The sequence below is a fragment of the Arthrobacter cryoconiti genome (assembly GCF_020905375.1).
Classification (GTDB): domain Bacteria; phylum Actinomycetota; class Actinomycetes; order Actinomycetales; family Micrococcaceae; genus Specibacter; species Specibacter cryoconiti.
Map to the genome: position 1 here is coordinate 1 of NZ_JAJJBU010000014.1, position 22,588 is coordinate 22,588.

The window sequence follows — 22,588 nt, forward strand, 5'->3', positions numbered from 1 at the left end:
CGTACCGGATCAAACCCACCAACCATGCCTAATTACGAAGAGCCCCTTGTCAGCGCTTAGCTTCTGCCCTATGTTTCTTGAATGGGGATCAAATGGCGTGGTCATAGATGTTTTACAATTCTTGCCTGTACGACTGCTCCTTTGTTCGCACTGTCCGCGTGCACCGGGGCCCCACAGCAAACGAGCGAGTCCACTCTCCCCATCCCCGAACCTTCATCAAGCGTGTCCGCATCGTCACGGGATTCTGAAATTAGTCCGCATGCCGACGGAACCGCATTTCAATTCGAATGCGACAACCCCATCGGTATCGGGCAAACAGCAGCCGATCTTGGTGCGGGGGCGGAAAAACCAAGAGTACCGGAAGTCCTCTCCATCAACACGGCCTCTACCGGAATCGACCCAAACCAGTGGAGCGCCGGAGTTACCTCCGATGGGTTCCAATTCCAAAAGATGGGCCTCGTCATGAAGGCGGGCACCGCTTTCATGTTGAGCGTGCCCGCAGAGATGCGCGGCAGGATGAAGATCGGCTGGTCAAATTCCGGGTATACACTTGCCGACGAATTAGTAATCGCCGGTTGTACATCCGCGCAAGCCAACGCAAACTGGCTTGTCTACCCCGGCGGGTTTTGGCTCAAGGAACCTGGATGCGTTCCCCTTGAGGTGACGACGGACCAAACGAACCAGACCATCAACATCCCAATCGGCAAGACCTGCCCCTGATCATATGCCCGACCGTCCCAGTAGCCGTTTCGCCTCCGGGCGGGTGAAGAGACAAGCGTTGCCGTGTTTGGATGAATCATGAGAGCTTCTGGAGACAAAGGAAAAGTTTGTGGTTCGCTAAGCGACAGGGACTAGATGCCTATCGCGTCGGTTGCCCGCATCGCTGCGCTCGGGGTGAATATCCTGCTCGTGTCTGGCGGTCTTGTTCCGGTTATTTGGCAATCCTTGGAGAAGAGTAGTGCCGTCGTCTTGTATGAAGCAGCCGGTGGTTATGCCGGTAATGATGTAACTAGAGGCTATTACATCGGCATCGTGGGCGGGCTGGGCATCACGCTGCTCGCCGTCACAAGCCTAGTTTGTTCATTGGGAATCATATTCGCCATCGCTACCCATCTGCTGTTGCCGGACAGCCGCAAAGCTATGATTCGCCACCCACAAAACGTCACGTCCTTATAGAGGTTCGCTGACCGGTAATGGTTCAGTTCGCGAACAACGCGGCGAGTTCGAACCCGTCGGCGTTGATTCTCCCGTCGGAGACTACCCGGGCGGCATCGGCGTTGGTGTAGTACTTAAGGAGCAGCGGAAAGTATGAGGCGTTTTCGACCCCGATAAGCTTGCTCTTCTCGCCCCTAAAATACTGGAACGATGCCGGGTCTAGCGTCCACCCGGCAGCGGTCGCAAACGCTCTCTGAAGCAGTTGACCACCGCTTGATTGCCACACGGATAGACCTGCATCGGCGAACAGTTTCGCCGACATGCTGGCTGGCTCCAGCGTGAAATGCGTGTAGTCGATTCCCTTAATGCCCTCGTCCGGGCCGCCCCGATAATTGTTGGTGTCGCTGCGTGCGGCCTCACGCGGCATCGACCCATCAGAGGTGACCTCGCCCTGGAGAATCTGCGCCCAACGGTTCTGCGCCGAGCCCATGAGAGCATGATTGCCAGTGAATGTTGCTGCACTCGCTTCCATCAAGACAGCCCACATCCCATGATTGTTCGGATCGGTCAGTTCCGCATTCGGCAACACCACCCCCTGCAAGAACGATGCGAACGCCGACGGATTCCAGTTGTTGGCTCCACGCACCCAGGTTGCGGCACCGATCATATACGGCATATCGAAATTGATCGCGTCTTTACCCTGAAGGGTCGGCGCACTTGTCAGAGTCTTCGTCCAGGCATCGATGATCGACTGGGCGTGCGTGGCATACCGGGCCTCGCCTGTCACCAAAAAGCACAGTCCATCCCGATAAGCCATCTGAGCGTCAGGAGCCAGTGGGTCGCTTTGATGTGAGCTGGCGTCGACACCCGATGCGGTGTAATGCGGGTCCAAAGCCAGCGTTGCGATCGGGTGTGGCGACTGGGAAGCCTGCCTGTCACAGCGCTGGATCACCGACCCAAAGCGGCTCTCCTCACCCCTGAGGGCTGCGGCTTCTTGCGAACTCAACAGGAACAGGGCACCGGGCTGGGCGGAACTTGACGGCGAAGCGGCGCTTGAGCCAGCGGATGAGGTCGACGGCGAAATCGGCGAAGCGCACCCCGCCATCAGGCCAGACGCGCCAACCAACACGACCAGTCCCGCCAGCCCCAAAACTATACGACGCCCTATATCCTTCAAATTGCTTCCTACCTCACGACCGTGTCAGCCTACACACCGCAGTTCTCTTCGCATCGGGCATCGATCGACGGACCGACGCGAGGATCAGTCTAGATGCTCTGGCTGTTCAGAAGGCTTATGCTCAGGCGGACAACACACTCCCACCAGGACCCGGCGGAGTGACTGCCCTCAGATTGTCCCGCACAAGGTTCCCTTGAGTAAGACCCGGAGCATCGGCCACACGGGAGTCTTAGCTCTGGTGACGACTACAACCAGGTAACGGCTGGTGACATGAGTCTGAGAACACTGACAGCCAGCGTGAGAACCTACACGTCGGTTGGAGACGATTCGATATTTTCATTTGGCAGCTGATGCGGATGAATCGGGGCGAAACCCGCATCTGCTGCCAAATGAATGTCACCAGGGCACTGTGACTGTGTTTTTCGTCCCTCAGGCTGAGCCGAGCCAACGGGAAACTTTTACTGCATCAAGGTGGCGCTGCTGCCTGCCCGCTTAGCTACTGCGTTTTAGCTGCGAAAAGCTCCAACGCGATGTTGTCGGGGTCCCGAAACTCGAGAATGTTGGCTTCGCCGATGTCTTTGATGCCACTATGGGCAACTCCAGCTTTCTCCAGCAGAACGACCGCCGCCGTAAGTTCATCGAGTGAGTCCACAGTGAGACTGAGATGGTCCAGACCGGTGCGGTCTTCGCTAAAGGCGTCCTTTGCGACGGGACGCAGTCCCAGCAGTGAATGACCAATGTTGTAGATGACTCCACCGTAGAGGAAGTCGAAGCGGCCTTGCTCCGCGGCGGGCGTATCCGCTGGCATTTCAATAGCAACCGGCCAGGCGAAGAGCGCTTCGTAGAATGCCCGGGAGCGATCGATGTCCGTGACTGTTAGACGGATGTGATTGATGGAATTCGTCGAGATGGTCATAGTCGCATCCTGCCACCACGGGCGTCACGGTGCCAACGGCGGGCATCTGTTTTTCACTTTATTTGCTGAATAAATAGAGTACCCTGAGGTTCAAGTCACTCATGGCTGCTTACGGCGCGAACAAAGGCGAAACGGTGGAACTCATTCCCGGCGGAACATTGATCACGGCAACTCCTGAAGAGGGACGTGCGCTGGCGATGCTCATGGCTCGCAAGAGTATCGGTGCTATCCAGCCCGACGCCGAGGTCCGCAAGTCTTTGCGTCCCGAGTATTCCACAAGTGCAGACTCGCTCACGGGTGCAGCCCATGTGGTCGCGATTGAGTTCGCGACCGTTGCCGCGGCTAACAAGTATTGGCGCAAGTAGGGCAAACGGCACGTCAGTTTCTGGTATGTCGGTTTGGAATCTTGGTGTTGATAGGCATAACCTAGAAGCGCTGACGGCCATGCTGGCGTCACGGGGCTATGGCGCAGTTGGTAGCGCGCTTCGTTCGCATCGAAGAGGTCAGGAGTTCGAATCTCCTTAGCTCCACCTGTTGAAGGGCTCTCCAATCCACGGAAACGTTGGGTCGGAGAGCCCTTGGTTTTTTGGAGCCCTTATTTGTTCAGCGTCAGGGGTTGGTGTCTCCTAGACCCGCGTTTCAAACGAGTAGAAGCTGGTCAAACAGCAAGACCTGCTGAACGGCACCGGTCAGTAGTCGATTCGTCCGTTCCGGTTGTGGAATTCCCCAGTTGGGCCGTCTGCATCCACGCAGGCAAGCCTAACCGTTGCATCCGTGCCCTCGGTCACTGTTTGGTGGCCACCATGACCGTTGAAATCCGTGGCGGTATATCCGGGATCGCTCGCGTTGATGCGGAAAGATGGCAGGTTCTTCGCGTATTGCACAGTGAGTGCAATGACGGCAGCTTTCGATGCCGCGTATGGGATGGCGGGAACGGGAAATTCGTCATGCCCTTCGGTGCTCAAGAATCGTGGCCAGCCGACACCCGAAGAGACATTGACAATGACCGGGCGGGCCGATCGGCGCAAGAGAGGCAGCGCAGCCTGGGTTACCCGGACGATGCCGAGCACATTGGTGTCGAGGACGCTTTGCATTGCTTCCGGGGTAAGATCCTCGACACCGAACGACGTGCCGAGGATGCCTGCGTTGTTGACGAGTATGTCTAGTTCGGGCAGGGAACCGAGTGCTGTGTTGACACTGGTTTGATCGGTGACGTCGAGTTGAACGACGTGGGCGCCTAGTGCGCGAACCGCGTCGCCGTTCGCTGAATCTCGCATGCCAGCATAGACGGTATGGCCGGCTTCGAGCAGTCGACGGGCGGTTTCGAGACCAAGGCTCTTGTTGGCTCCGGTGATGAAAGTTGTTGTCATGAGTCAATAGTGCATCTGTACGATTATTTTGCACAGGCCCTCTGTAACAGGAGGACTGGGAGTACCACCCTGCAGAGACGGTTGTGAGGGATGATGGGGGCATGAACGAATTTGCCAGCGTACTAAGATCCTGGCGCGACAGGGTCAGCCCGGCGGACGTTGGTCTCCCGGCAGGTTCTGGACGGCGGAGCGTCGGCCTGCGACGTGAGGAGCTAGCCGCACTTGCAGGAATCAGCGTGGATTACATCGTGCGCCTCGAACAAGGCAGGGCACTGCACCCATCGGCACAGTTGCTTCGAGCTCTTGCCGTCGCACTGCGCCTCAGTGATCACGAGCGCGACCACCTCTATAGGGTCGCCGGGGCTGCCCCACCGTCCGCCGACGTCGTACCGCAACACATCAGCCCAGGGGTGCAACGCATCGTCGACCGGCTGCGCGACGTGCCCATGGCCGTATTTACAGCCACTCACGACATCGTCTTATGGAATCCCCTGTGGGCCGCACTGAACGGCGATCCGTCGCGGTATGTCGGAATGGAACGAAACCTTGTGTGGCGGCATTTCATGATCGGTCATGATGGAACTGATTTCGACAACCAGCACGAGGAAGACTTCGCCAGCGATCTCGCGGCCGATCTCCGCTCAGCGGTCGGCCGTTACCCCCGCGATCGCGCTCTCGCACGGCTTGTGAGGCATTTGCGGGCTGAGTCCTCCGAATTCGAGCGCCGATGGGCGGAGGCTAGGATTGCGGAGCACCGATCAAGTCGAAAGACGGTGACCGACACCCCGGCGGGGCCCATCACCGTCGATTGTGATGTACTGCTCGCGCCAGGGAGCGATCTGCGGATCGTCGTCTACACAGTCGCGCCGAACAGCGCGGATGAGGCCAAACTTGATCTCCTGCGCGTCACCGGACTCCAAACGCTCACAACGACACCCGTATAGTGCCTCCGGCAGGCGGACACTTGTACAACTCATGGTATTGGTGCCGCAGCCCTTTTCCCCCGCACCCCGAGAGTGAGGGAGTTTGGGGGACCCGACGACTCGGGCTCGACGCGCAGACGTGTACTCGCGGTGCTCACCTGGCTCCAACACGTTCCATCTGCACGGGGCTTAGGGCAGAGGTGAGTGCTCGCCCAAAACTAGTGTCGGCTCCGTCGGACAGTGCCGCCACAGTTTGCCTGCGGCGTCCCTGAAATAGCCGTCAAGCTTTTTCAACTGCCGGAAACGCGACGTCGTACTGGAGTCGTTTAAGCGTTGCGATGATCTCCGCTTTGTGGTCCTGACCTTTGGTCTCGACCTTGACGGCGATCTGCACATCGGTTGCCGCGAGCCCGGTGCTCGTTCGGTCGTGCTCAACGCTCACCACGTTGCATTCCGTTTGCGCCAGGGCGGTGAGGAGCTTGACGAGTGAACCGGGCCGATCGGACACACGGACTATCATCTCCATAAATCGCCCGGCCACTACGAGTCCGTGCAGCAGCACCCGATTCAGCAACAAGGTATCGACATTTCCGCCTGACAGGACGACGACGATTGGCCCCTCCAAACCAATCGATCCGGCGAGGAGAGCGGCAACACCAACGGCACCGGCAGGCTCCACAACCAGCTTGGCTCGCTCACTCAGGAACAGCATGGCCTCGCCGATCTGCTCTTCGGTCACCGTGCGAATTTCAGCGACGTGCTTGCGCACAATTCCTAAAGTCAACTCACTAGGTTCAGGCACCGCGATCCCGTCGGCGATGGTCGCCATCTGAGTCAGACGCACCGGCGCTCCCTTGGACAACGACGCCGGAAATGCGGCTGCACCCTCAGCTTGTACCCCGACGACTTGTGCTCGGGAGCCGGAAAGATGCACTGCTATGGCAACCCCTGCGAGCAACCCGCCGCCTCCCGTAGGGACAAGGATCGTGCCTACTTGTGGGACCTGCTCAAGGACTTCTAGACCCAAGGTGGCCTGGCCGGTAACGATATCAACGTGATCGAACGGTGGGATGAAAACACGTCCACTTTCGGCTGCCTCGATTTGTGCCAACTCGATGGATTCTGCTAGATCTTCCCCGGCCAGGCGTACCTCGGCGCCATAGGTGCGGGTAGCAGTCACTTTTGGAAGTGCCGCACCATTGGGCATAAAGACGATGCAATCAATCCCGAGCTCTCGGGCGGCAACGGCCACACCTTGGGCGTGGTTGCCAGCGCTTGCTGCTATCACTCCTTTTTTGCGATCCGTCTCGCTAAGTGCAGAGAGCCGCGTGAACGCGCCACGCAATTTAAACGAGCCCGTCCGCTGTAGGTTCTCACACTTGAGAAAAACCGATGTCCCCGCAACTGCGCTCAGTGATGAGCTGGTCTCTATTGGCGTGTAAGCTGTCACCCCGTTGAGCAACCTTCTGGCACGTTCAATATCGGCGAGGCTGATCGGGGAAATATCGTCGTTGACCGGCTCTAATGCACTCATACGGAGACTCCTTCACTTGAAACAAGCTAAAGTCCCGAGAGGAAAGTAGCCAGCCCGTTTGCGTGAAGCGTGGTCGGCCTGGTCGTCTTTGACCTGCTCACCTCACTCGGGAGCAATCTCTCTCACCATAGGACATACTGCTCCGGCATGGTTAGCTCAGACACGACGGGGAGCATGAACCGTTTGGGTTTTTTGCTGAAAGGCTAGAATTTCTAGAGCGGTTTTTCCACTAGCGCCTGGCGGTAGAACACGATCTTGTCGCGGATGACCTGACGGTAGGCGATCAGTTCTTCGATCTTCGTGTCGAGAGAACTGGCGTGGGCTTCCATCAACTCAATCCGTTCGGACTCGTTTCCATCGCCTGCACGGACCAGGTCGGAGTATTTAGCCATGTCGGCTACCGGCATGCCAGACTCGCGGAGCCGTGTCAGCAACATTAGCCAGAGCGCAGCGTCCGTATCGAATATCCGCTGACCACCTGGGGTTCTTCGAATGTCCCGAGGGAACAAGCCCTGAGCTTCGTACCAGCGCAGGGTGTGCACACTCAAGCCGGAAAGATCGGCCATTTCTCCGATCGTGTTGTCTCGCTTGCTTAAAGCCGCATTGTTCGCCATGAAACCATCCCCTTGACCTAGAGTGCACTCTAAATCGTAGCCTGTTGGGTATGACTACAACAGAAGACATGATCGTCCGCCAGCAGCCTCTTGCCACCGCGTTCGGGTATCGCACCACAGCCACCGAAGTCCTCTCCTCTTCGGACCTGGCGTCAAAGACCGCCATTGTCACGGGCGGCTATTCAGGTCTCGGGATCGAGACGGTGAAGGCGTTAACCGTCGCGGGGGCTGCTGTTATAGTCCCCGCTAGACGACCGGACGCCGCCAGGGCTGCCCTTGCCGGTTTAGCCGGGGTGACCGTCACGGCGATGGATCTTGGTGATCTTGATTCGGTCGCCGCATTCTCCCAATCTGTTCGAGAAGATGGCACCGCGATCGATATCATGATCAACGTCGCAGGGGTGATGGCCTCGCCGTACTCGCTCACACCCCAGGGATGGGAATCGCAGTTCGGAGTGAACTACCTAGGTCATTTTGCCCTCGTTGCGGGGGTAGCTGAACTGCTAAGTGACGGCGCCCGCGTGGTGTCCTACTCGTCAACGGGGCACTACCTTTCGCCGGTCAACTTTGATGACATTAACTTCGAACACACGCCGTACGATCCATGGATCGCCTACGGCCAGTCCAAGACGGCCGACGCGCTATTTGCCGTTGCCCTCGACGCCCGCGCCGCCTCGCATGGCGTCCACGCATTCTCCGTACACCCGGGCGGGATCATGACGGAGCTTCAGCGGCACATGTCTCGTGAAGAACTCATCAAACGGCAGTGGGTTGACGCAGACGGCAAACCGAACGAAATGTTCAAGACCCCGGCTCAGGGAGCTGCGACAGCCTTGTGGGCTGCAACCGCCCCCCAGCTGGTAGACCGCGGCGGGGTGTATTGCGAAGACTGCTCCATTTTGGGTCTCGCTGCGCAAGCGCAAGGGTCACTGGCAACGGGAGGCGTTAAAAAATGGGCTATCGACATGGACGCCGCAGATCGCCTGTTCGCTCTTTCCGTAAAGGCGACTGGGCTAAACCCGTTCGCGGACTGAGTCACCTCACTGTCATGCCGCACTTATGATCGGAGCTATGAATGAACCTCGTGATATCACACGGACTCGGGCCGCGTATGACGCCGTAGCAGTGAGCTACGAACAACTATTGCGCGGCCTTATGGCGGAGAAACCTTATGACAGGGGTGTTCTTTCTATCTTTGCTGAACGGGTCCGCGGCACGGGTAATCTAACAGTGCTGGACGCCGGTTGTGGCCCTGGAAGAGTTGCGGGCTATCTGGACTCGTGCGGGGTGAGTGTGCGCGGAATTGACCTTTCGCCTGGCATGGTTGAGGTTGCGAGAAGGTCCTATCCATCGATCAATTTTGCCGTCGGAACTGTGGAAGCGCTAGACGCCGCTCCGGGGGAGTTGGGTGGGATCCTCGCCTGGTATTCGCTCATCCACACTCCACCCCAACGCCGTCGTGATGTTTTCGACGGCTTCGCCAGGGCCCTAATACCGGGAGGATTCCTTCTTCTCGCTTTCCAAGTAGGTGACACTCAACGGCACATTGAGCACGCCTATGGACACGCGATCAATCTGGACGCTTTCTTGATGGATCCACAGAGAATCGAAATTCTCTTAGAATCGGCTGGCTTTGCCATCGAGGCTCGGCTGGTCCGGGAAGCCGATAAAGACGAGCACACTCCCCAGGCGTATTTGATCGCGCGTGCCCGGAACTAGGCAAGCGTAGGACTACGGATGTAGCACAATCTTCCCTACGCGGCCGGGAGTTAAGTTCTCCTTTGCCGCAGTCCTTGCTTCGTCGAACGAGTAGCTGGCTTCCACCGGAAGCGTTATTACTGCGCTGCCAATGTAGTCAACTAGTTCGCCAAGCAGTGCACCACGCTTTTGGCAGGGCATAGATGCGCTGACCTTGCTTCCCCAAAAACCGCGGACGCTTAGTTGTTTGAAGATAATGTCTCCAGATCCGATTTGCATCACAGGGGATTGCATAGCACCGAAAACTACCAGAGTGCCAGCGTCAGCAAGAAGTGAAAGTACCTCCCCGCTTGCACTGCCTCCTACAGAGTCGATGCCAGCAATAATAGGCGCGTCGCCTACGATCGCTCTTACCTCATTGACCCATCCAGTGGAATCAGTGGAAACAATGTTCTTGATGCCCTGTTCGGAGAGCTCACCCACTCCATCGCCACGCCTGACTAAGCCAATAACGTTGAGCCCTCGCGCCGCAGCGAGTTGAGCCAAGAGGCGCCCCACTGTACCGTTGGCGGCGTTTTGAACAAACCAGTCGCCCGAAGACAGGTTCAACGAGTCCAAGAGACTGATAGCGCTAAATGGCATGGAAATCAGCTGGCCAGCTACCTCGTCAGAAATAGAATCGTCTACTGGAATCAAAGCACCCGCCTTGGCAATGAAGTATTCCGCCCAGACCCCAAAAGTGCCGCCCGTGGCAACCCGTTGACCCACATTAAGGCCAGTGACACCATCACCGATGGCATCGACGATACCAACGGCTTCGGAGCCCGCGCGAGCTGGTAATTCGGGTTTGAACCCATAAGTGCCGCGGATGGTCCAGAGATCGTGGTTATGGATGGGGGAGAGCAGTAGCCGAACACGAACTTCACCCGAACCTGGGTCAGGGACAGGAATGTCTTCGACGGTGAGAACCTCGGAGGGATCTCCAAAATCGTGATGCACTAAAGCTCGCATGATGCTCTCAATCCTTGATTATGGGCGGACCCAAAACAGTCCGCGGGGGGTGTGTAACTGACCGCATCTACTCTAAGATTTGGTGTGCCGAGCTGACTGTGTGGACCAAAGGGCCCACGCGATGAGTAATGGTTGAAAGAGCAGACGGACGGCACGCTTGCGGTCTGTATCTAGTCCGAAAGCCGAGGTCTTGGTGACGAGCTGGGAGATATTTCCGGGAAATACCAAAGCGAAGAACACCGCTGCTGCCCGTCCAACACCTGATTTTTGCTGGGGCCATGCGATAAGAGCCGTGCCAAGTGTCAATTCAATGCCCCCGGATACGAGGACGACGGCGTCTTTCGATGCTGGAAACCAGCCCGGAACCTGGGCCTGGAATTCTTGGCGTTTTTTACCTAGATGCCCTCGTCCGGCACTCAGTAGAACCCCACCGAGAGCGAGCCTGCTGATGGTCCGAAGAAGGTTGATGAAACCGTGCATGAGATTCCTTGCTTTGAGGCTTAGTCTTCTACGACGTTGACGGTGACTTCAATATTGCCGCGAGTGGCATTCGAGTACGGGCACACCTGGTGTGCGGCATCTGCCAACGCCTGAGCTTGGTCGCGAGGGATTTCTGGGATAACAACCTCAAGGGCTACCGCGAGAACGAAGCCGCCTTGATCATTGGGAAGGATATGCACGCGGCTTCCAACTGAGGTACCCGAGATGGTGACTTTCTGCTCGCGCGCAACCAGCTGTAGAGCGGAGTGGAAACAAGCGGCGTATCCGGCTGCGAATAGTTCCTCTGGGTTTGCTCCGTTGCCTGATCCGCCCATTTCTTTCGGGATTGCCAGATCAAGGTCAACTGTTCCGGACGTGGTTCGTACGTGACCATTTCGGCCCGCCCCGGTTGAGAGGGCTTCAGCGGTGTAGAGGGGACCCATTAGTTGGACCTTTCGTTAGATTGGCATTTGGGCCAGGTGAGCTGGAAAGACTACGGATAGGCCAAACAAATTATCTGGTGAAGAGGGTCCGCGCCTTCTCCTGCAAAACTCTCACCGTGACTCATCTATAAATCCTCGCATAAAAGTAGATTGTGCACAACTTGATGGTGGACAATTTAATTCAGCGTTGCGTGGCCGTGAACGATTCATAGTATTCGTCGATGACACGTCGGGTTGCCTTCCCGATGGCTTCGTATTGGAATCCGGTCAGGTTGGCCAGCGAGACCCGGGCCGAAGTATCGACGACTTCGAATCCTTTGCCCGGGAGTAGGACTACCCCTGTTTCTTCCGCCAAGCGAAAGAGGAACGCCGTACCGATGTCTTGTTCTATAAACCAGGCTTGGAATTGCGCGCCATAGAGTTCCTTACTGATCTCTTGCAGATCAATAAGACTGTAATAATTGACGTCGTTTGGTTGGTAGTCGGCGGTGACGCCGATGTTTCGGTACAGCGTTTGATAGCGCCGGCGAATGAGTTGCTTCGCAGCGTCCTTGTATCGGTCCAGTCTGTCCATCAGCGCGTTGAGCGCAAAAAGGGCCATTTGCAATTGCTGAGGCCCCGATAACCCGGCTGTATGGTTCAACGCTACGGCCCGGCTGTCCGCAACCAGACGGTCAATGAACGCAAGTTTGCGGGGCTCACTTGTCAGCGTGACGTAGCGGGCATCCGTGGCTGACTTCTCGGTCTCTGTTTGGGCAGCAATAAGTTCGTCGATAATGTTCTCGTGGTGCAGCGCGATGGCACCGAGTCGCCACCCTGTTGCCCCGAAAAATTTCGAGAAGGAGTAAACGCACAAGGTGTTCCGGGGACACTTGGCGAAAAGCGAGACGAAGTCGTCGGCGAAAGTCCCGTACACGTCGTCAGTGACAATGATTAGATCGGGACGTTGAGCACTGACCAGTTCCGCCAGTTTGTCCAAGACCGCATCGGACAACTTGGACGATGGTGGATTACTCGGGTTCACGAGACAAAAAACCTTGATGGCTGGATCGAGGAGCTTAGCGATCTCCTCGTCCGGCAACTGCCAGTCCGCAGTGCGGTCCATCCGGATGTCCACTATATCCAGTCCATACTCGGCCAGGACAGGAATTTCGAGGTAAGGAGAGAAGATGGGCGTGGCCATTGCAATCTTATCCCCGGGTTGAATCAGAGCATTGACGGCCAAACTTTGGAAGATATAGGTCATTGCTGCCGTTCCACCCTCCGTGGCGAAGATGGAAAATTCGCCGTCGGACTTCAACGGCCCAAACATTTCTTGAATCAGGTATGCCTTCACGATCTCTTCGGTATGGGAGAGCATTCGTGGCGGCGTCGGGTACGTGCACCCTAAAAACGCTCCCACCATCTCATAGAGAAATGCATCCCGGTCTAGCCCCAGCCTGTCCTTGACATAGGAGATAGTAGAGCGCAAAAAGGTGACGCCCTCACCGTGGTCCTGGTGCGCGGCAAAAGCTTCGAATCGCTGGACAATGCCGTCCCGCTCGGGTAATCCGCCGAATCCGCTGTCGAGAAAAGAGTAGGAGCGCTCGGATTCCCGGATAGCAAATTCACCCAAGGTCAAGAAAGCGCGTCGGGGCAAGGTGGCAAGAAAGTTCGGATTCCCACGGCCAGCATTAAGCATGAGCCGTTCAGTATCCGAGGACGCGGCCGCAATGAGTTTGTCCTTGAGCTCGAAGGGGCTCAGATTGGCAAGGCTGTTGAAGTTCTGCTCTGACATGAGAAAACCTTTCGGAACAAGTTAGGAGGCGTTTTTCGTGATGATGCCTACGATGATCGGACCCCATAAGGTCAGGAACACGTTGGCCACTGCATAAGTGACGGTGAAGGAGACCACTGGGGTGGCGTTGCCTGCTTTGACTAACAGCGCGGCGAAGGCAGGGTTAGCGCTGCGGCCGCCCGCTACGCACGCCAATGCTTCGATGGGATTACGAATGCGCAAGACGTAGTAGGAGAAAAAGAAGGTAATGAGTGGGGGGATGAGAGTTACGCCAAAACCGAGGAACAAGAGAGTTAGCCCATATTCCCTGATGGCGGTCAAAGCCTGAGGGCCGGCTGTGATGCCAACGATTCCTACAAACACGGCAAGGCCGAAGTCCCGCAGGAAGTTGGAGGCACCCAGCGGAAGGGCCGCGAACCTGGGGTGAACGCTGCGTAGCCAGCCAAACATCAGTCCAGAAATCAGGCAGCCGCCGCCGCTTCCAATTGAGACCGGAATGCCAAACAACTTGAAGCTGACCAGGCCAAACAACAAGCCAATTGCCATCCCGATACCGAAGAAAATAAAGTCCGTAATGTTCGCCGCAGTGATCTTGTAGCCGATCTTTGACTCAACTCGGTCCAAATCACTGGGACGTCCGATGAAATGGAGTTCGTCGCCTCGGTTAAGCCGTAGCTTGCCCAGCAGCGGAAGGTCGCGGCCCATACGTTTGGCCTGGGTCAGGAAAACTCCGTGACGAGTATCAACATTCACGTGGTCGTGTATTTCGGATATTTCCCGCGACGCCAGCGCCTTGTTTGTTAAGATAATTTCCCTGCTCTCCTCCACCAATTGAAAATCAGCAGGTGCCTGGGATTCGCTCCCGAAGTAGGTGCGGGCGCTCTCCATGGTCTCGGAGGTTCCGGTCACGGCGACGACATCCCCACTGATCAAGGTTGTTGTATCAGTGAGCGTCTGTGTGAGCCCGCCGCGGATGATCGCTTCAATCGAGGCATCGGATAACGCAGCGTCAATCTCGATTGAACTTCGGCCTTCCGCTTTGCCGCCGGAAGTTACGGGAAAAAACCGTGTGATTATGGGACGGACTGCATTGAACTGGCCAGGTTCGAGTTCTGGATGTCCACCAGCTAAGGACGCTGCAAGTTTGAGCGCTTCCTTCCTGATATCCCAGCGTTTGAGTGAAGGCAAGAGCCAGGTGACCAGAATGATGGGACCTAGGGATCCGAAAATATACGCCACGGCGTAGCCTACGGCGACATTCGTCTGCATAGTCTTGGTGATATCTGATGACAGGCCAAGTTTCGCAATGGCGTCACCGGCCGTGCCGATGATCGCCGATTGTGTTAGCCCGCCACTGGCAAGCCCTGCCGCCATTCCCCGATCCAGACCAAATATCCAAGCACCCGCCAATACGGTCAACAATCCCAAAAAACACATGACGAACGCTGAAACGAGTTGGTTCAAGGAACGGCGGTTAAGGGCGTGGAAGAATTGGGGGCCACCCTGAAAACCGACGGCGTAGATAAATAGGGCAAAGAAGATGCCCTTGATCCCCGGGTCGATGGGGATGCCGATCTGCCCAATAATGACACCGACGATCAATGTTCCGGCAATTCCGCCGAGGACGAAGGTGCCAATTCTGATTTTCCCCAGAAGGTACCCCAAGGTGAGGGTGAGGAACAGGACTATCAAGGGTTGAGCAGTAAGAATCGCTCGGATAAAATCCATCAATCGTCCTCGTTCACGTAGAAGCACCTGCGGATGCTCTCAATCGGGTGTGGCAAGGCATCCCTTGCCACACCAACGATTTGATCACTGACGCCGACATCAAAACAGAGTCGAAAGTCCCTCGCGCAGGGCTTCTCTTACACAGGGCTTCCCTCATGCGGTGCCAGAACTCGATTCACGGCGTGGGGTGTACGTGGTCCCAAGACGAACAGGCGCGGTACTAGGCCTAAAGGTTCGTGATGAGGGCCGCGGCGCGCTCGAGGGCGCCGGGCACCACAGAGTAGTAGGCCCAAGTACCACGTTTCTCACGCTTCAATAGTCCGGCGTCGACCAGGATCTTTAGGTGATGGGAAACAGTGGGCTGACCCAAATCGAGAGGCTCGGTGAGATCGCAGACACAGGCTTCACCGCCGTCGCCCGCCTTGACGATCGAGAGCAGCCTAATTCGGTTCGGGTCGGCGAATGCCTTCAAAACTTGTGCCGCACTCGTTGCGTGGGCGGCGTCGATAGCCGGGCGTTCGCTCGGTGCACAACAGAGCTGATCCTCGCCAGCCGGGAACGCTAAGGCAGTGTCCATGTGCCTATTATGTCAATATATTGACAGTTGTCGATATATGCGGCAATACTCTTTGTATCGACAACGATCAATTTTATGTTCAGCCGCAAGGAGACTTTTGAATACCAGGACCACCGACCCGTCCCCGAAAGCAGAGGCTGCGGTTCTGGGCAAGCTCTCTACCTTGGACCGGTTCTTGCCGGTGTGGATCATTTTCGCGATGGTGGTCGGGCTGCTACTTGGCAGCTTTATTCCAGGACTGAACACGGCCCTGGATGCGGTGAAAATCGGCTCGGTGTCCCTTCCGATCGCAGTGGGACTGCTCGTCATGATGTACCCGGTCCTGGCGAAAGTTCGCTATAGCGAGACTGGCCGTGTCGTGGCGGACCGCAAGCTCATGATCACCTCGCTAGTCCTGAACTGGGTCCTGGCGCCGGCATTCATGTTCGCCCTGGCCTGGATCTTCGTTCCTGACCTTCCGGAGTACCGGACCGGCCTGATCATTGTTGGACTGGCGCGGTGCATCGCCATGGTCATGATTTGGAATGATCTGGCGTGCGGAGATCGGGAAGCTGCCGCTGTACTGGTTTTGATCAATTCTGTTTTCCAAGTGCTTGCCTTTGGCGCCTTGGGCTGGATTTACCTTCAGGTATTACCCGCCCTGCTAGGCCTGCCTGTCAGCAGTGCGGATTTCTCCTTCGGAGCGATCATGCTCTCAGTTGTTGTCTTTCTTGGTATCCCCCTACTTGCTGGTTTCCTATCCCGAACCATTGGTGAGAAGGCCAAAGGCAGGCAATGGTATGAAGGTTCCTTCCTGCCTAAAGTTGGACCGTGGGCGCTCTACGGTTTGCTGTTCACCATCACGTTGCTATTTGCTTTACAGGGCAAGAGCATTACGTCCGCACCGCTGGACGTCGTTCGGATAGCCGTTCCGCTGTTGGTCTACTTCGTGGTGGTTTTCGGAGTGAGTATGGTCATTGGGCGCGCACTAGGACTGGGCTACGCCAAAACCACCACCTTGGCGTTTACGGCCTCCGGTAACAACTTTGAACTGGCCATTGCCGTCGCGATCGGTACGTTCGGGGTCACCTCCGGCCAAGCTCTGGCCGGAGTAGTCGGTCCGCTCATTGAAGTCCCCGTCCTGGTTGCCCTCGTCTACGTTGCCCTGTGGACGCGGAAAAGGTACTTCACGTCTTAGCCAGCGGCAGGCTGCCGGACTGCTCATAATTTCTCAGGAGAATAGAAACATGCCCCTCACCCCTGATGCCAAGTTGCCCTCTGTCCTGTTTGTTTGTGTCCATAACGCCGGACGTTCCCAGATGGCTGCCGCCTATCTGAGTGTTATGTCCTCAGGAAACCTTGAGGTGCGCTCGGCTGGTTCCCAACCCTCGGCGTCAGTCAACCCGGCGGCAGTAGCTGTTATGGCTGAGGAAGGGATCGACTTGACGAAGGAAATCCCGAAGGTCCTCACATCCCATGCGGTGCAGGAATCCGATGTAGTGATCACCATGGGCTGCGGGGACACGTGCCCCATTTTCCCTGGCAAACGCTACGAGGATTGGGAATTCGTGGACCCCGCGGGACAGGAGATCGATGCTGTGAGGGCCATCCGAGATGGCATAAAATTGCGCGTCATGACTCTCATCGAAGAGCTCCTGCCAGCCACTGATCTTCCCGCCCCTGGCCAAGCAGAGTAGTAGCGAGGCAGCATCGCAACTTGCTTGTTGTTGCCATCGTTGGCGCTATCGCGAGGTTGAAGAGGCCGCCAGTGCTGTCGTAGTGAATTTGTCCGATTCCGACGCCTGGCGCACTCGTCTTGGTTCTTCCATACAGGGAAACACAATGTTTTCGCCGTCGGCTGAATATTCTTTCCCACAGCCCCAAGCCATGGATTTCGCCGGAGTCTAGATGTATCGTTAACTATCGTTGTATATCGTTCGTGACAGGCTGGCGGCCCAGCTGACCGCTTGTCACGAACTGTCCCGAACCGACATAAGGAGAACATGATGCGTAATTCATTCCCGGCAAGCGGATTTGGCCCCACCAATATGGACGGCATGTGGCAGGCCGTTGAAGACCTCAAATCAAGGTTTGAAAAGCGCTCGGGCACTCGAGCTGCTCGCGGTGAATTGCGCTCGTCCGTTTTGGCGCTCCTCGCCGAGTCACCGATGCACGGCTACCAGATTATTCACGAGATCGAGGAACGCAGTGGGGGTAATTGGAAGCCAAGTGCCGGCTCCGTGTACCCCACATTGCAGTTGCTGGCCGACGAAGGACTGATCAGTGCTGAAGAATCCAATGGCCGAAAAATCTATTCTCTGACCGACGCCGGCCGCGAGGAAGTTGCTGGCAGTGAAGCTTCAGTTCCGTGGGAGTCAGCAGAGTCGACGACGGGTGGCGGGTTTGCTGCTTTACCCAAGGCCGGCGTCGAACTGGCACAGGCCGCGGCTCAGGTGGGCCGCACCGGTACTGCAAAGCAAGTTCAGGAGGCTGTGAAAGTCCTCGACGAAGCACGCCGTCGACTGTACTCAATCCTCGCCCAGGACTGACTGGGTGACGTCGGTTCAACGCGGTCGGGCAGATTCGCGCCCCGGTGGTGCGGACACGCGTGCCCGCTACCGACGAATCCTTCGATTTGCGGCGTGGTATCTGGCGGTTACATGGTGGTTTGAGCTTTTTCTACCCCGTATTTGGCTGGGTAAAATTTCGCAACGATCCCGACCCAAAAGGATGCGCCGATTCGCTCAGCGGTTCCATGTGCTTGCGGTGGACCTCGGTGGGCTGATGATCAAAGTCGGTCAGTTTATGTCCTCCAGGCTTGACGTACTTCCACCGGAAATTACCGCCGAATTGGAAGGACTTCAGGACGAGGTCCCGGCGGTCCCGTTCCCCGCAATCCGGGCTCTTGCCGAGGCAGAGTTGGGTGCACCTCTAACTCGGGTTTTCGCCTCTGTCGACGAAACGGCTATCGCCGCTGCGTCGCTGGGGCAGGCGCATCGAGCGCAGCTTCTTCCCCAAGACGCCGCCGACACTGGCCTGCAGAGTGTGGTGTTGAAAGTGCAGCGGCCGGGCATCGACGCGATTGTCGATGTCGATCTCGCGGCCCTGCGTAAAGTGGGAGGCTGGTTGCGCCGCATACGTGTCGTCTCTGATCGCGCGGACGTGCCTGCCTTGATAGAGGAGTTTGCGCTGACCAGCCTCGAGGAGATCGACTACCTGCACGAGGCTGCCAATGCCGAACGCTTTGCCGACGATTTCGCCAACGACGCTAGAGTGAGCGTCCCGGGCGTGGTCTGGGAGCGGTGTACTCGCCGGGTGCTCACCTTAGAAGATGTCACAGCGATTAAGATTACTGATGCCAAGGCACTGCTTGCGGCGGGCATCGATCCGGTTCAAGTTGCCCCCGTTTTTGCCTCTGTGATGTTTGAGCAGTTGTTCACCAACGGCTTTTTCCATGCGGATCCACACCCAGGCAATATTTTTATCACACCGGTCAATGATGCCGGCGCTGAGCATCCGTGGAAGCTCACATTCATCGATTTCGGCATGATGGGCGAGGTTGTGCCCACGACGCGTAGTGGGTTGCGTAAACTGTTGATTGCCGCCGCCTCGCGTGACGGTAAAGGTTTAGTGGAGGCCATCCGCGGCATGGGTGTGCTGGTTCCATCGGCAGACACAGCTGAGCTGGAGCGGGCCATGACAGAGCTTTTCGCGCGGTTTGGCGGGATGGGTTTCTCGCAGCTTCGTGACGTGGATCCGCGGGAATTTGCGGATTTTGGTGTGGAGTTTGGCGAGGTAGTGCGCTCATTGCCGTTCCAGCTGCCCGAGAACTTTCTTCTCATCATCCGTGCCATGTCGCTGACCTCTGGGGTGTGTAGTTCGCTGGACCCCGAGTTTAATCTGTGGGATTCCGTGGAGCCCTTTGCAGCCGTGCTACTACGCGATGAACGCGGCAACATTATCCGGGACGTGTCAAAGTCGGCGCTTGAGACTGCTGGAATGTTAGGGCGTCTGCCTAGAAGAGTGGATGGGCTTCTCACGCGCCTGGACGAGGGTTCCTTGGCAGTGTCCAGTCCGCGGTTGGAACGGACGGTGGCCCAGCTAAACCGCATGGCTCAACGATTGACATCGGCAGTAATTTTCGGGGTCGTGCTCGTTGCAGGAGCCATGGTCCGATCCAACGACTTGGTCCTAGGCAATGTGCTGATGATCGCCTCCGTAATTCCACTGCTGAATGGACTGTGGGTGGGACGCCGCCGGTAGGGCGTCCCGGCCGGCATTTACGAAGCTTGGTTTTGGGTACCTGGAGACATGATCGCTATAGTCTTTCCGCCGCCGTCACGGATTTCGATGTCGAGCATCTCTTGGATGGCCATCGGAGTTGCCCCCACCACATCGGCCCGGCCCAGGGCCGTGGCGTTCCAGCTTGCGGCCCGGTCATAGCGCCCCGATCTGTCCTTGATCCACAGGGACAGAACGCCCTGTTCTGGTAGGCCATTTCCTTCGAGTGCAAGCTCCGTTCCCCACGCTTTTCTAATCAGTCCAAGCTGGATCTGAGGGCCGGAGGCCGTACTGATCGTAAAATTTAGCTCGGGTTTTACTGGCACTTGCGCTGCCGATCCCGTGAGATAACCAACAGCTAAAAAGAGCGCCGCGGCGCCAGAAACGAAGGCTGCAGAGCGACGGCGGGAGTTACGGCGGCGCTTACTCAGTTTTCTCATCAGTGGCCCCGTCCCTGTCTCATCGCCCGGGTTGCCAAAGGCAGGAACGCCCGCGTTGCCGGGCGAAACTAGTGCGAGGGTGTCCTCCAAGGAAACGGCGTCAAGGAGCTTGGGAAGATTCTGCAGCGAGGATAGTTCTTCCAAGCATTGCGTACACGTGTCCAGATGTTGTTCGAATAAGTGCCGCTCGTTCAGCTCGATGCCGCCGAGAACATAGGCGCCCACGAGGTGGTGCAGTCTGGCGTGCTCTGTTGGTTCTTCGCTCATGCTTCCACTCCCATCTCGTCTAAAACGCTGCGCAGCGCCTTAAGGGCGTAGAAGGCCCGGGACTTTACGGTTCCTACTGGGACGCTGAGCTGTACGGCCGCTTCAACGGCAGTGTAACGGCGATAATGAAGAGCGATAATGACGTTTCGGTGATCGACGCTAAGCCGTGCCAGTGCTTCTTCCATCAAGACCTTGGTGAGTAACCTATCAACATTCTCTACGGCCACGCTCACCTGCTCCACGTCCGCTGAATGGACCTGGTGTGGGCGGCGCTGCTGCCGACGAAAATTGTCAATGATGACGTTCCTGGCTGTCCGGAAAAGGTAGCTGCGCATGCTGGTGGTGATCTTTGGAGCTTGCTGCCAGGTGCGCAGGATCGTCTCCTGCACGACGTCCTCGGCTTGGGCGCGGCTGGCTGTGAACCCCACGGCGAAGCGTCGCAGCGCCGGGGCATGATCCCGGTATATCTCTTCCACTGTTTGTTCATCCAATGGCATTGCAGACCCTGACGTCGTCGTCGATTACAAATACAACTTGTCTTTGTAAGACGCACAGTGGCCGCGGAAAGTTCAATTGTTGGAATCTTCTCTACGAATGAACCAAGCAGTGGTGCGGCAGCGTCTTAGGACGTATCGGCGTAGTCGCGTCGGACAAAGCAATTTTAGTGAGCCACCCACATATCTCTGGGTCGTCGACAAGAGAGAAACGAGATTTCATGAACAAACGAGTGAGCACCACCGTGGCCGCGATTTCGCTGGCAGCCTTCGTGCTGACGGGTTGTAGCACCTCAAGCGCCACTCCGGACGCCGGCACGTCATCTAGTGCCGCGAGTGCAAGTACCTCTTCTAGCACTAGTTCGCCGGTGAAACTGAAGACGGCTGCCACGACAGTTGGAGACATCGTGGTCAACGGCGAGGGCTTGTCCGTCTACGTTTTCGACTCGGATGTCAAGGATTCCGGCAAGAGTGCCTGCACGGGTAATTGCCCGGCACTGTGGCCAGCGGTTCCTGCAGGCTCCGGTGCGCCCGTTCTAGACGGAGTGAGCGGGACGACGGGGAGCATTGCCACGGAGGCTGGAACTCAGCAACTTACGCTCAATGGATTGCCGCTGTACCTCTTCTCCAAGGACTCTGGACCGAAGGAAATCAAAGGTCAAGGAGTCAAGGGTGTCTGGTGGGTAGTGAGCCCTGCGGGAGAAAAGATCAGCACTTTGGCTGGCTAGATACCGCTGTACCTGCGCCTCCTGGAGGCGGATGAGCCATGTTTAGATTCTGTTTCTCTAAGGAACCATGTTAAATCGTTGGCCCGTTCGCTTCCCGGAGTGCTGCCTGGAGTAGTTCGAAGTCAATCTGGGCGTGTTCGGTACCAATAGTTCCGGCTCGTTCTACGTCGCCCTCGCAGATTGCCGCCACTAAGTTCTCATGGTCTTCCAGCGCGCGTGCTTCCATTTCCCGCATGCCGTTAGGCAGGCCCCAGAGGTGCGACGGCGCGGCGATACTCACCCTTGATTCCACCTCGAATAGCGTTATCTGCAAGGTGGTGTTGTGAGCGGCTTCAGCGATGGAAAGATGCAGGCGTTCATCGGCTTTTTGAGATGGTTGACCGGAGGCTGCGGCGCGGAATTCTTCCAGTCGATCTCGCAAAATTGAGGCATCTGCGTCAGTTCTATTGTTTGCTGCGGCTCGGGCAATGGTGCCATGGAGCAGGCTCACGGCCTCGCACGTATCGCGGAGTGCGTCCCATCTAGCCGTCAGTGTCCGGTGGACCGAAGCGTGTGAGTCTGAACCGGCTTGCTGCCGAACAAAAGAACCGCCGCCGCGCCCCCGCGTCGTTTCGAGGAGGCCGCCGTCTACAAGCCGTGAGATCGCCGCGCGCACGGTCATCCGCCCAACTTGCAACATGGTTGCAAGTTCTCGCTCGGCGGGCAGCCTGGATCCCGGGAGGTACTCTCCGATGGCCATTGCTGTGATCAGCCGGTCGGTTACCTGGTCCACAGCGGTAGTGACCGTTTGCACCGAATTCAAGGTGCCGGGAAGAGCACTTGGGAGAGTGCCCGCTGGGAGCGATTGAGCGGTTTGTGCCTGCTGTGTGGGCAGATTTCGCGGTGTCATCGTTTTATCCATCCAAATCAAATACCGAAATGGTCTATCTTCGAGACCATTTATCAGTCATGCTGTTCACAAGCAGCGGCTGGCCCGCTTGCGGATGTGACGACTAC

25 protein-coding genes and 1 tRNA gene are annotated in these 22,588 nt (G+C 57.1%); 12 read left to right on the top strand and 14 right to left on the bottom strand.

Going from position 1 to position 22,588, the window contains the following annotated elements; genetic code table 11:
- Positions 1–222: 222 nt before the first annotated feature.
- Positions 223–720: a hypothetical protein gene (locus LOH53_RS07470; RefSeq protein WP_230067111.1), complete on the top strand. Its 498-nt coding sequence runs from the start codon at positions 223–225 to the stop codon at positions 718–720.
- A gap of 135 nt (positions 721–855) precedes the next feature.
- Positions 856–1,176: a hypothetical protein gene (locus LOH53_RS07475; RefSeq protein WP_230067112.1), complete on the top strand. Its 321-nt coding sequence runs from the start codon at positions 856–858 to the stop codon at positions 1,174–1,176.
- A 22-nt stretch (positions 1,177–1,198) separates the two neighbouring features.
- Here the strand turns inward: LOH53_RS07475 and LOH53_RS07480 are convergent, their stop codons facing one another.
- Together LOH53_RS07480 and LOH53_RS07485 are read right to left on the bottom strand one after the other, a co-directional pair.
- Positions 1,199–2,332, bottom strand: coding sequence for an alginate lyase family protein (locus LOH53_RS07480; RefSeq protein WP_230067113.1), 1,134 nt, complete (start codon positions 2,330–2,332; stop codon positions 1,199–1,201).
- Positions 2,333–2,828: 496 nt separating this feature from the next.
- Complete coding sequence (locus LOH53_RS07485) at positions 2,829–3,248, bottom strand: VOC family protein (RefSeq protein WP_230067114.1); 420 nt, start codon at positions 3,246–3,248, stop codon at positions 2,829–2,831.
- 101 nt (positions 3,249–3,349) lie between these two features.
- Here LOH53_RS07485 and LOH53_RS07490 point away from each other — a divergent pair, with 101 nt between their 5' ends.
- Both LOH53_RS07490 and LOH53_RS07495 read left to right on the top strand, forming a co-directional pair.
- Positions 3,350–3,613, top strand: a complete 264-nt coding sequence (locus LOH53_RS07490; RefSeq protein ID WP_230067115.1) for a hexameric tyrosine-coordinated heme protein — start codon at positions 3,350–3,352, stop codon at positions 3,611–3,613.
- Between the two features lie 92 nt (positions 3,614–3,705).
- A tRNA-Ala gene (locus tag LOH53_RS07495) sits at positions 3,706–3,778 on the top strand.
- Positions 3,779–3,937: 159 nt separating this feature from the next.
- Here LOH53_RS07495 and LOH53_RS07500 read toward each other — a convergent pair.
- Entirely contained in the window at positions 3,938–4,618 is a 681-nt protein-coding gene (locus LOH53_RS07500) for an SDR family NAD(P)-dependent oxidoreductase (RefSeq protein WP_230067116.1), read from the bottom strand.
- A 101-nt stretch (positions 4,619–4,719) separates the two neighbouring features.
- Between LOH53_RS07500 and LOH53_RS07505 the strand changes: the two genes are divergently transcribed.
- A complete protein-coding gene (locus LOH53_RS07505) occupies positions 4,720–5,562 on the top strand; it encodes a helix-turn-helix transcriptional regulator (RefSeq protein ID WP_230067117.1) in 843 nt (280 codons plus the stop codon).
- A gap of 259 nt (positions 5,563–5,821) precedes the next feature.
- Here the strand turns inward: LOH53_RS07505 and ilvA are convergent, their stop codons facing one another.
- Both ilvA and LOH53_RS07515 read right to left on the bottom strand, forming a co-directional pair.
- Positions 5,822–7,075: a threonine ammonia-lyase gene (gene ilvA, locus LOH53_RS07510; protein ID WP_230067118.1), complete on the bottom strand. Its 1,254-nt coding sequence runs from the start codon at positions 7,073–7,075 to the stop codon at positions 5,822–5,824.
- A gap of 212 nt (positions 7,076–7,287) precedes the next feature.
- Complete coding sequence (locus LOH53_RS07515) at positions 7,288–7,689, bottom strand: MerR family transcriptional regulator (RefSeq protein ID WP_230067119.1); 402 nt, start codon at positions 7,687–7,689, stop codon at positions 7,288–7,290.
- Between the two features lie 50 nt (positions 7,690–7,739).
- Between LOH53_RS07515 and LOH53_RS07520 the strand changes: the two genes are divergently transcribed.
- Both LOH53_RS07520 and LOH53_RS07525 read left to right on the top strand, forming a co-directional pair.
- A complete protein-coding gene (locus LOH53_RS07520; RefSeq protein ID WP_230067120.1) occupies positions 7,740–8,723 on the top strand; it encodes an oxidoreductase in 984 nt (327 codons plus the stop codon).
- A 37-nt stretch (positions 8,724–8,760) separates the two neighbouring features.
- Positions 8,761–9,408 carry a class I SAM-dependent DNA methyltransferase gene (locus tag LOH53_RS07525; RefSeq protein ID WP_230067121.1) on the top strand — a complete coding sequence of 216 codons (648 nt, stop codon included), beginning with the start codon at positions 8,761–8,763 and terminating at the stop codon, positions 9,406–9,408.
- Between the two features lie 12 nt (positions 9,409–9,420).
- On the opposite strand, the gene LOH53_RS07530 is transcribed toward LOH53_RS07525, so the two are convergent.
- The 6 genes from LOH53_RS07530 to LOH53_RS07555 all read right to left on the bottom strand — a co-directional run bounded on the left by LOH53_RS07530 (position 9,421) and on the right by LOH53_RS07555 (position 15,403).
- On the bottom strand, positions 9,421–10,398 hold the full coding sequence (locus tag LOH53_RS07530) for a zinc-binding dehydrogenase (RefSeq protein WP_230067122.1): 978 nt from the start codon (positions 10,396–10,398) through the stop codon (positions 9,421–9,423).
- A 72-nt stretch (positions 10,399–10,470) separates the two neighbouring features.
- Positions 10,471–10,878: a DoxX family protein gene (locus LOH53_RS07535; RefSeq protein WP_230067123.1), complete on the bottom strand. Its 408-nt coding sequence runs from the start codon at positions 10,876–10,878 to the stop codon at positions 10,471–10,473.
- Positions 10,879–10,898: 20 nt separating this feature from the next.
- Positions 10,899–11,321 (bottom strand): organic hydroperoxide resistance protein, encoded by a 423-nt coding sequence (locus LOH53_RS07540; protein ID WP_230067124.1) that lies wholly within the window; start codon positions 11,319–11,321, stop codon positions 10,899–10,901.
- A 181-nt stretch (positions 11,322–11,502) separates the two neighbouring features.
- Positions 11,503–13,098 carry a bifunctional aspartate transaminase/aspartate 4-decarboxylase gene (locus LOH53_RS07545; RefSeq protein WP_230067125.1) on the bottom strand — a complete coding sequence of 532 codons (1,596 nt, stop codon included), beginning with the start codon at positions 13,096–13,098 and terminating at the stop codon, positions 11,503–11,505.
- A gap of 21 nt (positions 13,099–13,119) precedes the next feature.
- A complete protein-coding gene (aspT, locus tag LOH53_RS07550; RefSeq protein ID WP_230067126.1) occupies positions 13,120–14,826 on the bottom strand; it encodes an aspartate-alanine antiporter in 1,707 nt (568 codons plus the stop codon).
- Positions 14,827–15,052: 226 nt separating this feature from the next.
- The gene (locus LOH53_RS07555) at positions 15,053–15,403 is read right to left on the bottom strand and encodes an ArsR/SmtB family transcription factor (RefSeq protein WP_230067127.1); all 351 of its coding nucleotides are present in this window, start codon (positions 15,401–15,403) and stop codon (positions 15,053–15,055) included.
- A 97-nt stretch (positions 15,404–15,500) separates the two neighbouring features.
- Here LOH53_RS07555 and arsB point away from each other — a divergent pair, with 97 nt between their 5' ends.
- From arsB to LOH53_RS07575, 4 genes are all read left to right on the top strand, one after another.
- Positions 15,501–16,580, top strand: coding sequence for an ACR3 family arsenite efflux transporter (gene arsB, locus LOH53_RS07560; protein WP_326832752.1), 1,080 nt, complete (start codon positions 15,501–15,503; stop codon positions 16,578–16,580).
- Positions 16,581–16,629: 49 nt separating this feature from the next.
- Positions 16,630–17,079, top strand: coding sequence for an arsenate reductase ArsC (locus LOH53_RS07565; RefSeq protein ID WP_230067128.1), 450 nt, complete (start codon positions 16,630–16,632; stop codon positions 17,077–17,079).
- 309 nt (positions 17,080–17,388) lie between these two features.
- Positions 17,389–17,931, top strand: coding sequence for a PadR family transcriptional regulator (locus LOH53_RS07570; protein WP_230067307.1), 543 nt, complete (start codon positions 17,389–17,391; stop codon positions 17,929–17,931).
- Positions 17,932–17,935: 4 nt separating this feature from the next.
- Positions 17,936–19,645, top strand: coding sequence for an ABC1 kinase family protein (locus LOH53_RS07575; RefSeq protein WP_230067129.1), 1,710 nt, complete (start codon positions 17,936–17,938; stop codon positions 19,643–19,645).
- A gap of 17 nt (positions 19,646–19,662) precedes the next feature.
- On the opposite strand, the gene LOH53_RS07580 is transcribed toward LOH53_RS07575, so the two are convergent.
- Both LOH53_RS07580 and LOH53_RS07585 read right to left on the bottom strand, forming a co-directional pair.
- On the bottom strand, positions 19,663–20,370 hold the full coding sequence (locus tag LOH53_RS07580; RefSeq protein WP_230067130.1) for a zf-HC2 domain-containing protein: 708 nt from the start codon (positions 20,368–20,370) through the stop codon (positions 19,663–19,665).
- On the bottom strand, positions 20,367–20,867 hold the full coding sequence (locus LOH53_RS07585) for a sigma-70 family RNA polymerase sigma factor (protein WP_230067131.1): 501 nt from the start codon (positions 20,865–20,867) through the stop codon (positions 20,367–20,369). Before LOH53_RS07585 ends, LOH53_RS07580 begins: the two co-directional genes overlap by 4 nt.
- Positions 20,868–21,085: 218 nt before the next feature.
- Between LOH53_RS07585 and LOH53_RS07590 the strand changes: the two genes are divergently transcribed.
- Positions 21,086–21,592: a COG4315 family predicted lipoprotein gene (locus LOH53_RS07590; RefSeq protein WP_230067132.1), complete on the top strand. Its 507-nt coding sequence runs from the start codon at positions 21,086–21,088 to the stop codon at positions 21,590–21,592.
- Between the two features lie 70 nt (positions 21,593–21,662).
- On the opposite strand, the gene LOH53_RS07595 is transcribed toward LOH53_RS07590, so the two are convergent.
- Complete coding sequence (locus tag LOH53_RS07595; protein ID WP_230067133.1) at positions 21,663–22,481, bottom strand: FadR/GntR family transcriptional regulator; 819 nt, start codon at positions 22,479–22,481, stop codon at positions 21,663–21,665.
- Between the last annotated feature and the right edge of the window lie 107 nt (positions 22,482–22,588).

What these genes read in the sequence shown, in the direction of transcription:
- LOH53_RS07530 (WP_230067122.1), bottom strand. Translation starts at nt 10,398, where the DNA reads ATGCGAGCTTTAGTGCATCACGATTTTGGAGATCCCTCCGAGGTTCTC.
- LOH53_RS07535 (WP_230067123.1), bottom strand. Translation starts at nt 10,878, where the DNA reads ATGCACGGTTTCATCAACCTTCTTCGGACCATCAGCAGGCTCGCTCTC.
- LOH53_RS07525 (WP_230067121.1), top strand. Translation starts at nt 8,761, where the DNA reads ATGAATGAACCTCGTGATATCACACGGACTCGGGCCGCGTATGACGCC.
- aspT (WP_230067126.1), bottom strand. Translation starts at nt 14,826, where the DNA reads ATGGATTTTATCCGAGCGATTCTTACTGCTCAACCCTTGATAGTCCTG.
- LOH53_RS07565 (WP_230067128.1), top strand. Translation starts at nt 16,630, where the DNA reads ATGCCCCTCACCCCTGATGCCAAGTTGCCCTCTGTCCTGTTTGTTTGT.
- LOH53_RS07540 (WP_230067124.1), bottom strand. Translation starts at nt 11,321, where the DNA reads ATGGGTCCCCTCTACACCGCTGAAGCCCTCTCAACCGGGGCGGGCCGA.
- ilvA (WP_230067118.1), bottom strand. Translation starts at nt 7,075, where the DNA reads ATGAGTGCATTAGAGCCGGTCAACGACGATATTTCCCCGATCAGCCTC.
- LOH53_RS07505 (WP_230067117.1), top strand. Translation starts at nt 4,720, where the DNA reads ATGAACGAATTTGCCAGCGTACTAAGATCCTGGCGCGACAGGGTCAGC.
- LOH53_RS07490 (WP_230067115.1), top strand. Translation starts at nt 3,350, where the DNA reads ATGGCTGCTTACGGCGCGAACAAAGGCGAAACGGTGGAACTCATTCCC.
- LOH53_RS07585 (WP_230067131.1), bottom strand. Translation starts at nt 20,867, where the DNA reads ATGCCATTGGATGAACAAACAGTGGAAGAGATATACCGGGATCATGCC.
- LOH53_RS07570 (WP_230067307.1), top strand. Translation starts at nt 17,389, where the DNA reads ATGCGTAATTCATTCCCGGCAAGCGGATTTGGCCCCACCAATATGGAC.
- LOH53_RS07475 (WP_230067112.1), top strand. Translation starts at nt 856, where the DNA reads ATGCCTATCGCGTCGGTTGCCCGCATCGCTGCGCTCGGGGTGAATATC.
- LOH53_RS07595 (WP_230067133.1), bottom strand. Translation starts at nt 22,481, where the DNA reads ATGACACCGCGAAATCTGCCCACACAGCAGGCACAAACCGCTCAATCG.
- LOH53_RS07545 (WP_230067125.1), bottom strand. Translation starts at nt 13,098, where the DNA reads ATGTCAGAGCAGAACTTCAACAGCCTTGCCAATCTGAGCCCCTTCGAG.
- LOH53_RS07590 (WP_230067132.1), top strand. Translation starts at nt 21,086, where the DNA reads ATGAACAAACGAGTGAGCACCACCGTGGCCGCGATTTCGCTGGCAGCC.
- LOH53_RS07500 (WP_230067116.1), bottom strand. Translation starts at nt 4,618, where the DNA reads ATGACAACAACTTTCATCACCGGAGCCAACAAGAGCCTTGGTCTCGAA.
- LOH53_RS07555 (WP_230067127.1), bottom strand. Translation starts at nt 15,403, where the DNA reads ATGGACACTGCCTTAGCGTTCCCGGCTGGCGAGGATCAGCTCTGTTGT.
- LOH53_RS07520 (WP_230067120.1), top strand. Translation starts at nt 7,740, where the DNA reads ATGACTACAACAGAAGACATGATCGTCCGCCAGCAGCCTCTTGCCACC.
- LOH53_RS07515 (WP_230067119.1), bottom strand. Translation starts at nt 7,689, where the DNA reads ATGGCGAACAATGCGGCTTTAAGCAAGCGAGACAACACGATCGGAGAA.
- LOH53_RS07485 (WP_230067114.1), bottom strand. Translation starts at nt 3,248, where the DNA reads ATGACCATCTCGACGAATTCCATCAATCACATCCGTCTAACAGTCACG.
- LOH53_RS07580 (WP_230067130.1), bottom strand. Translation starts at nt 20,370, where the DNA reads ATGAGCGAAGAACCAACAGAGCACGCCAGACTGCACCACCTCGTGGGC.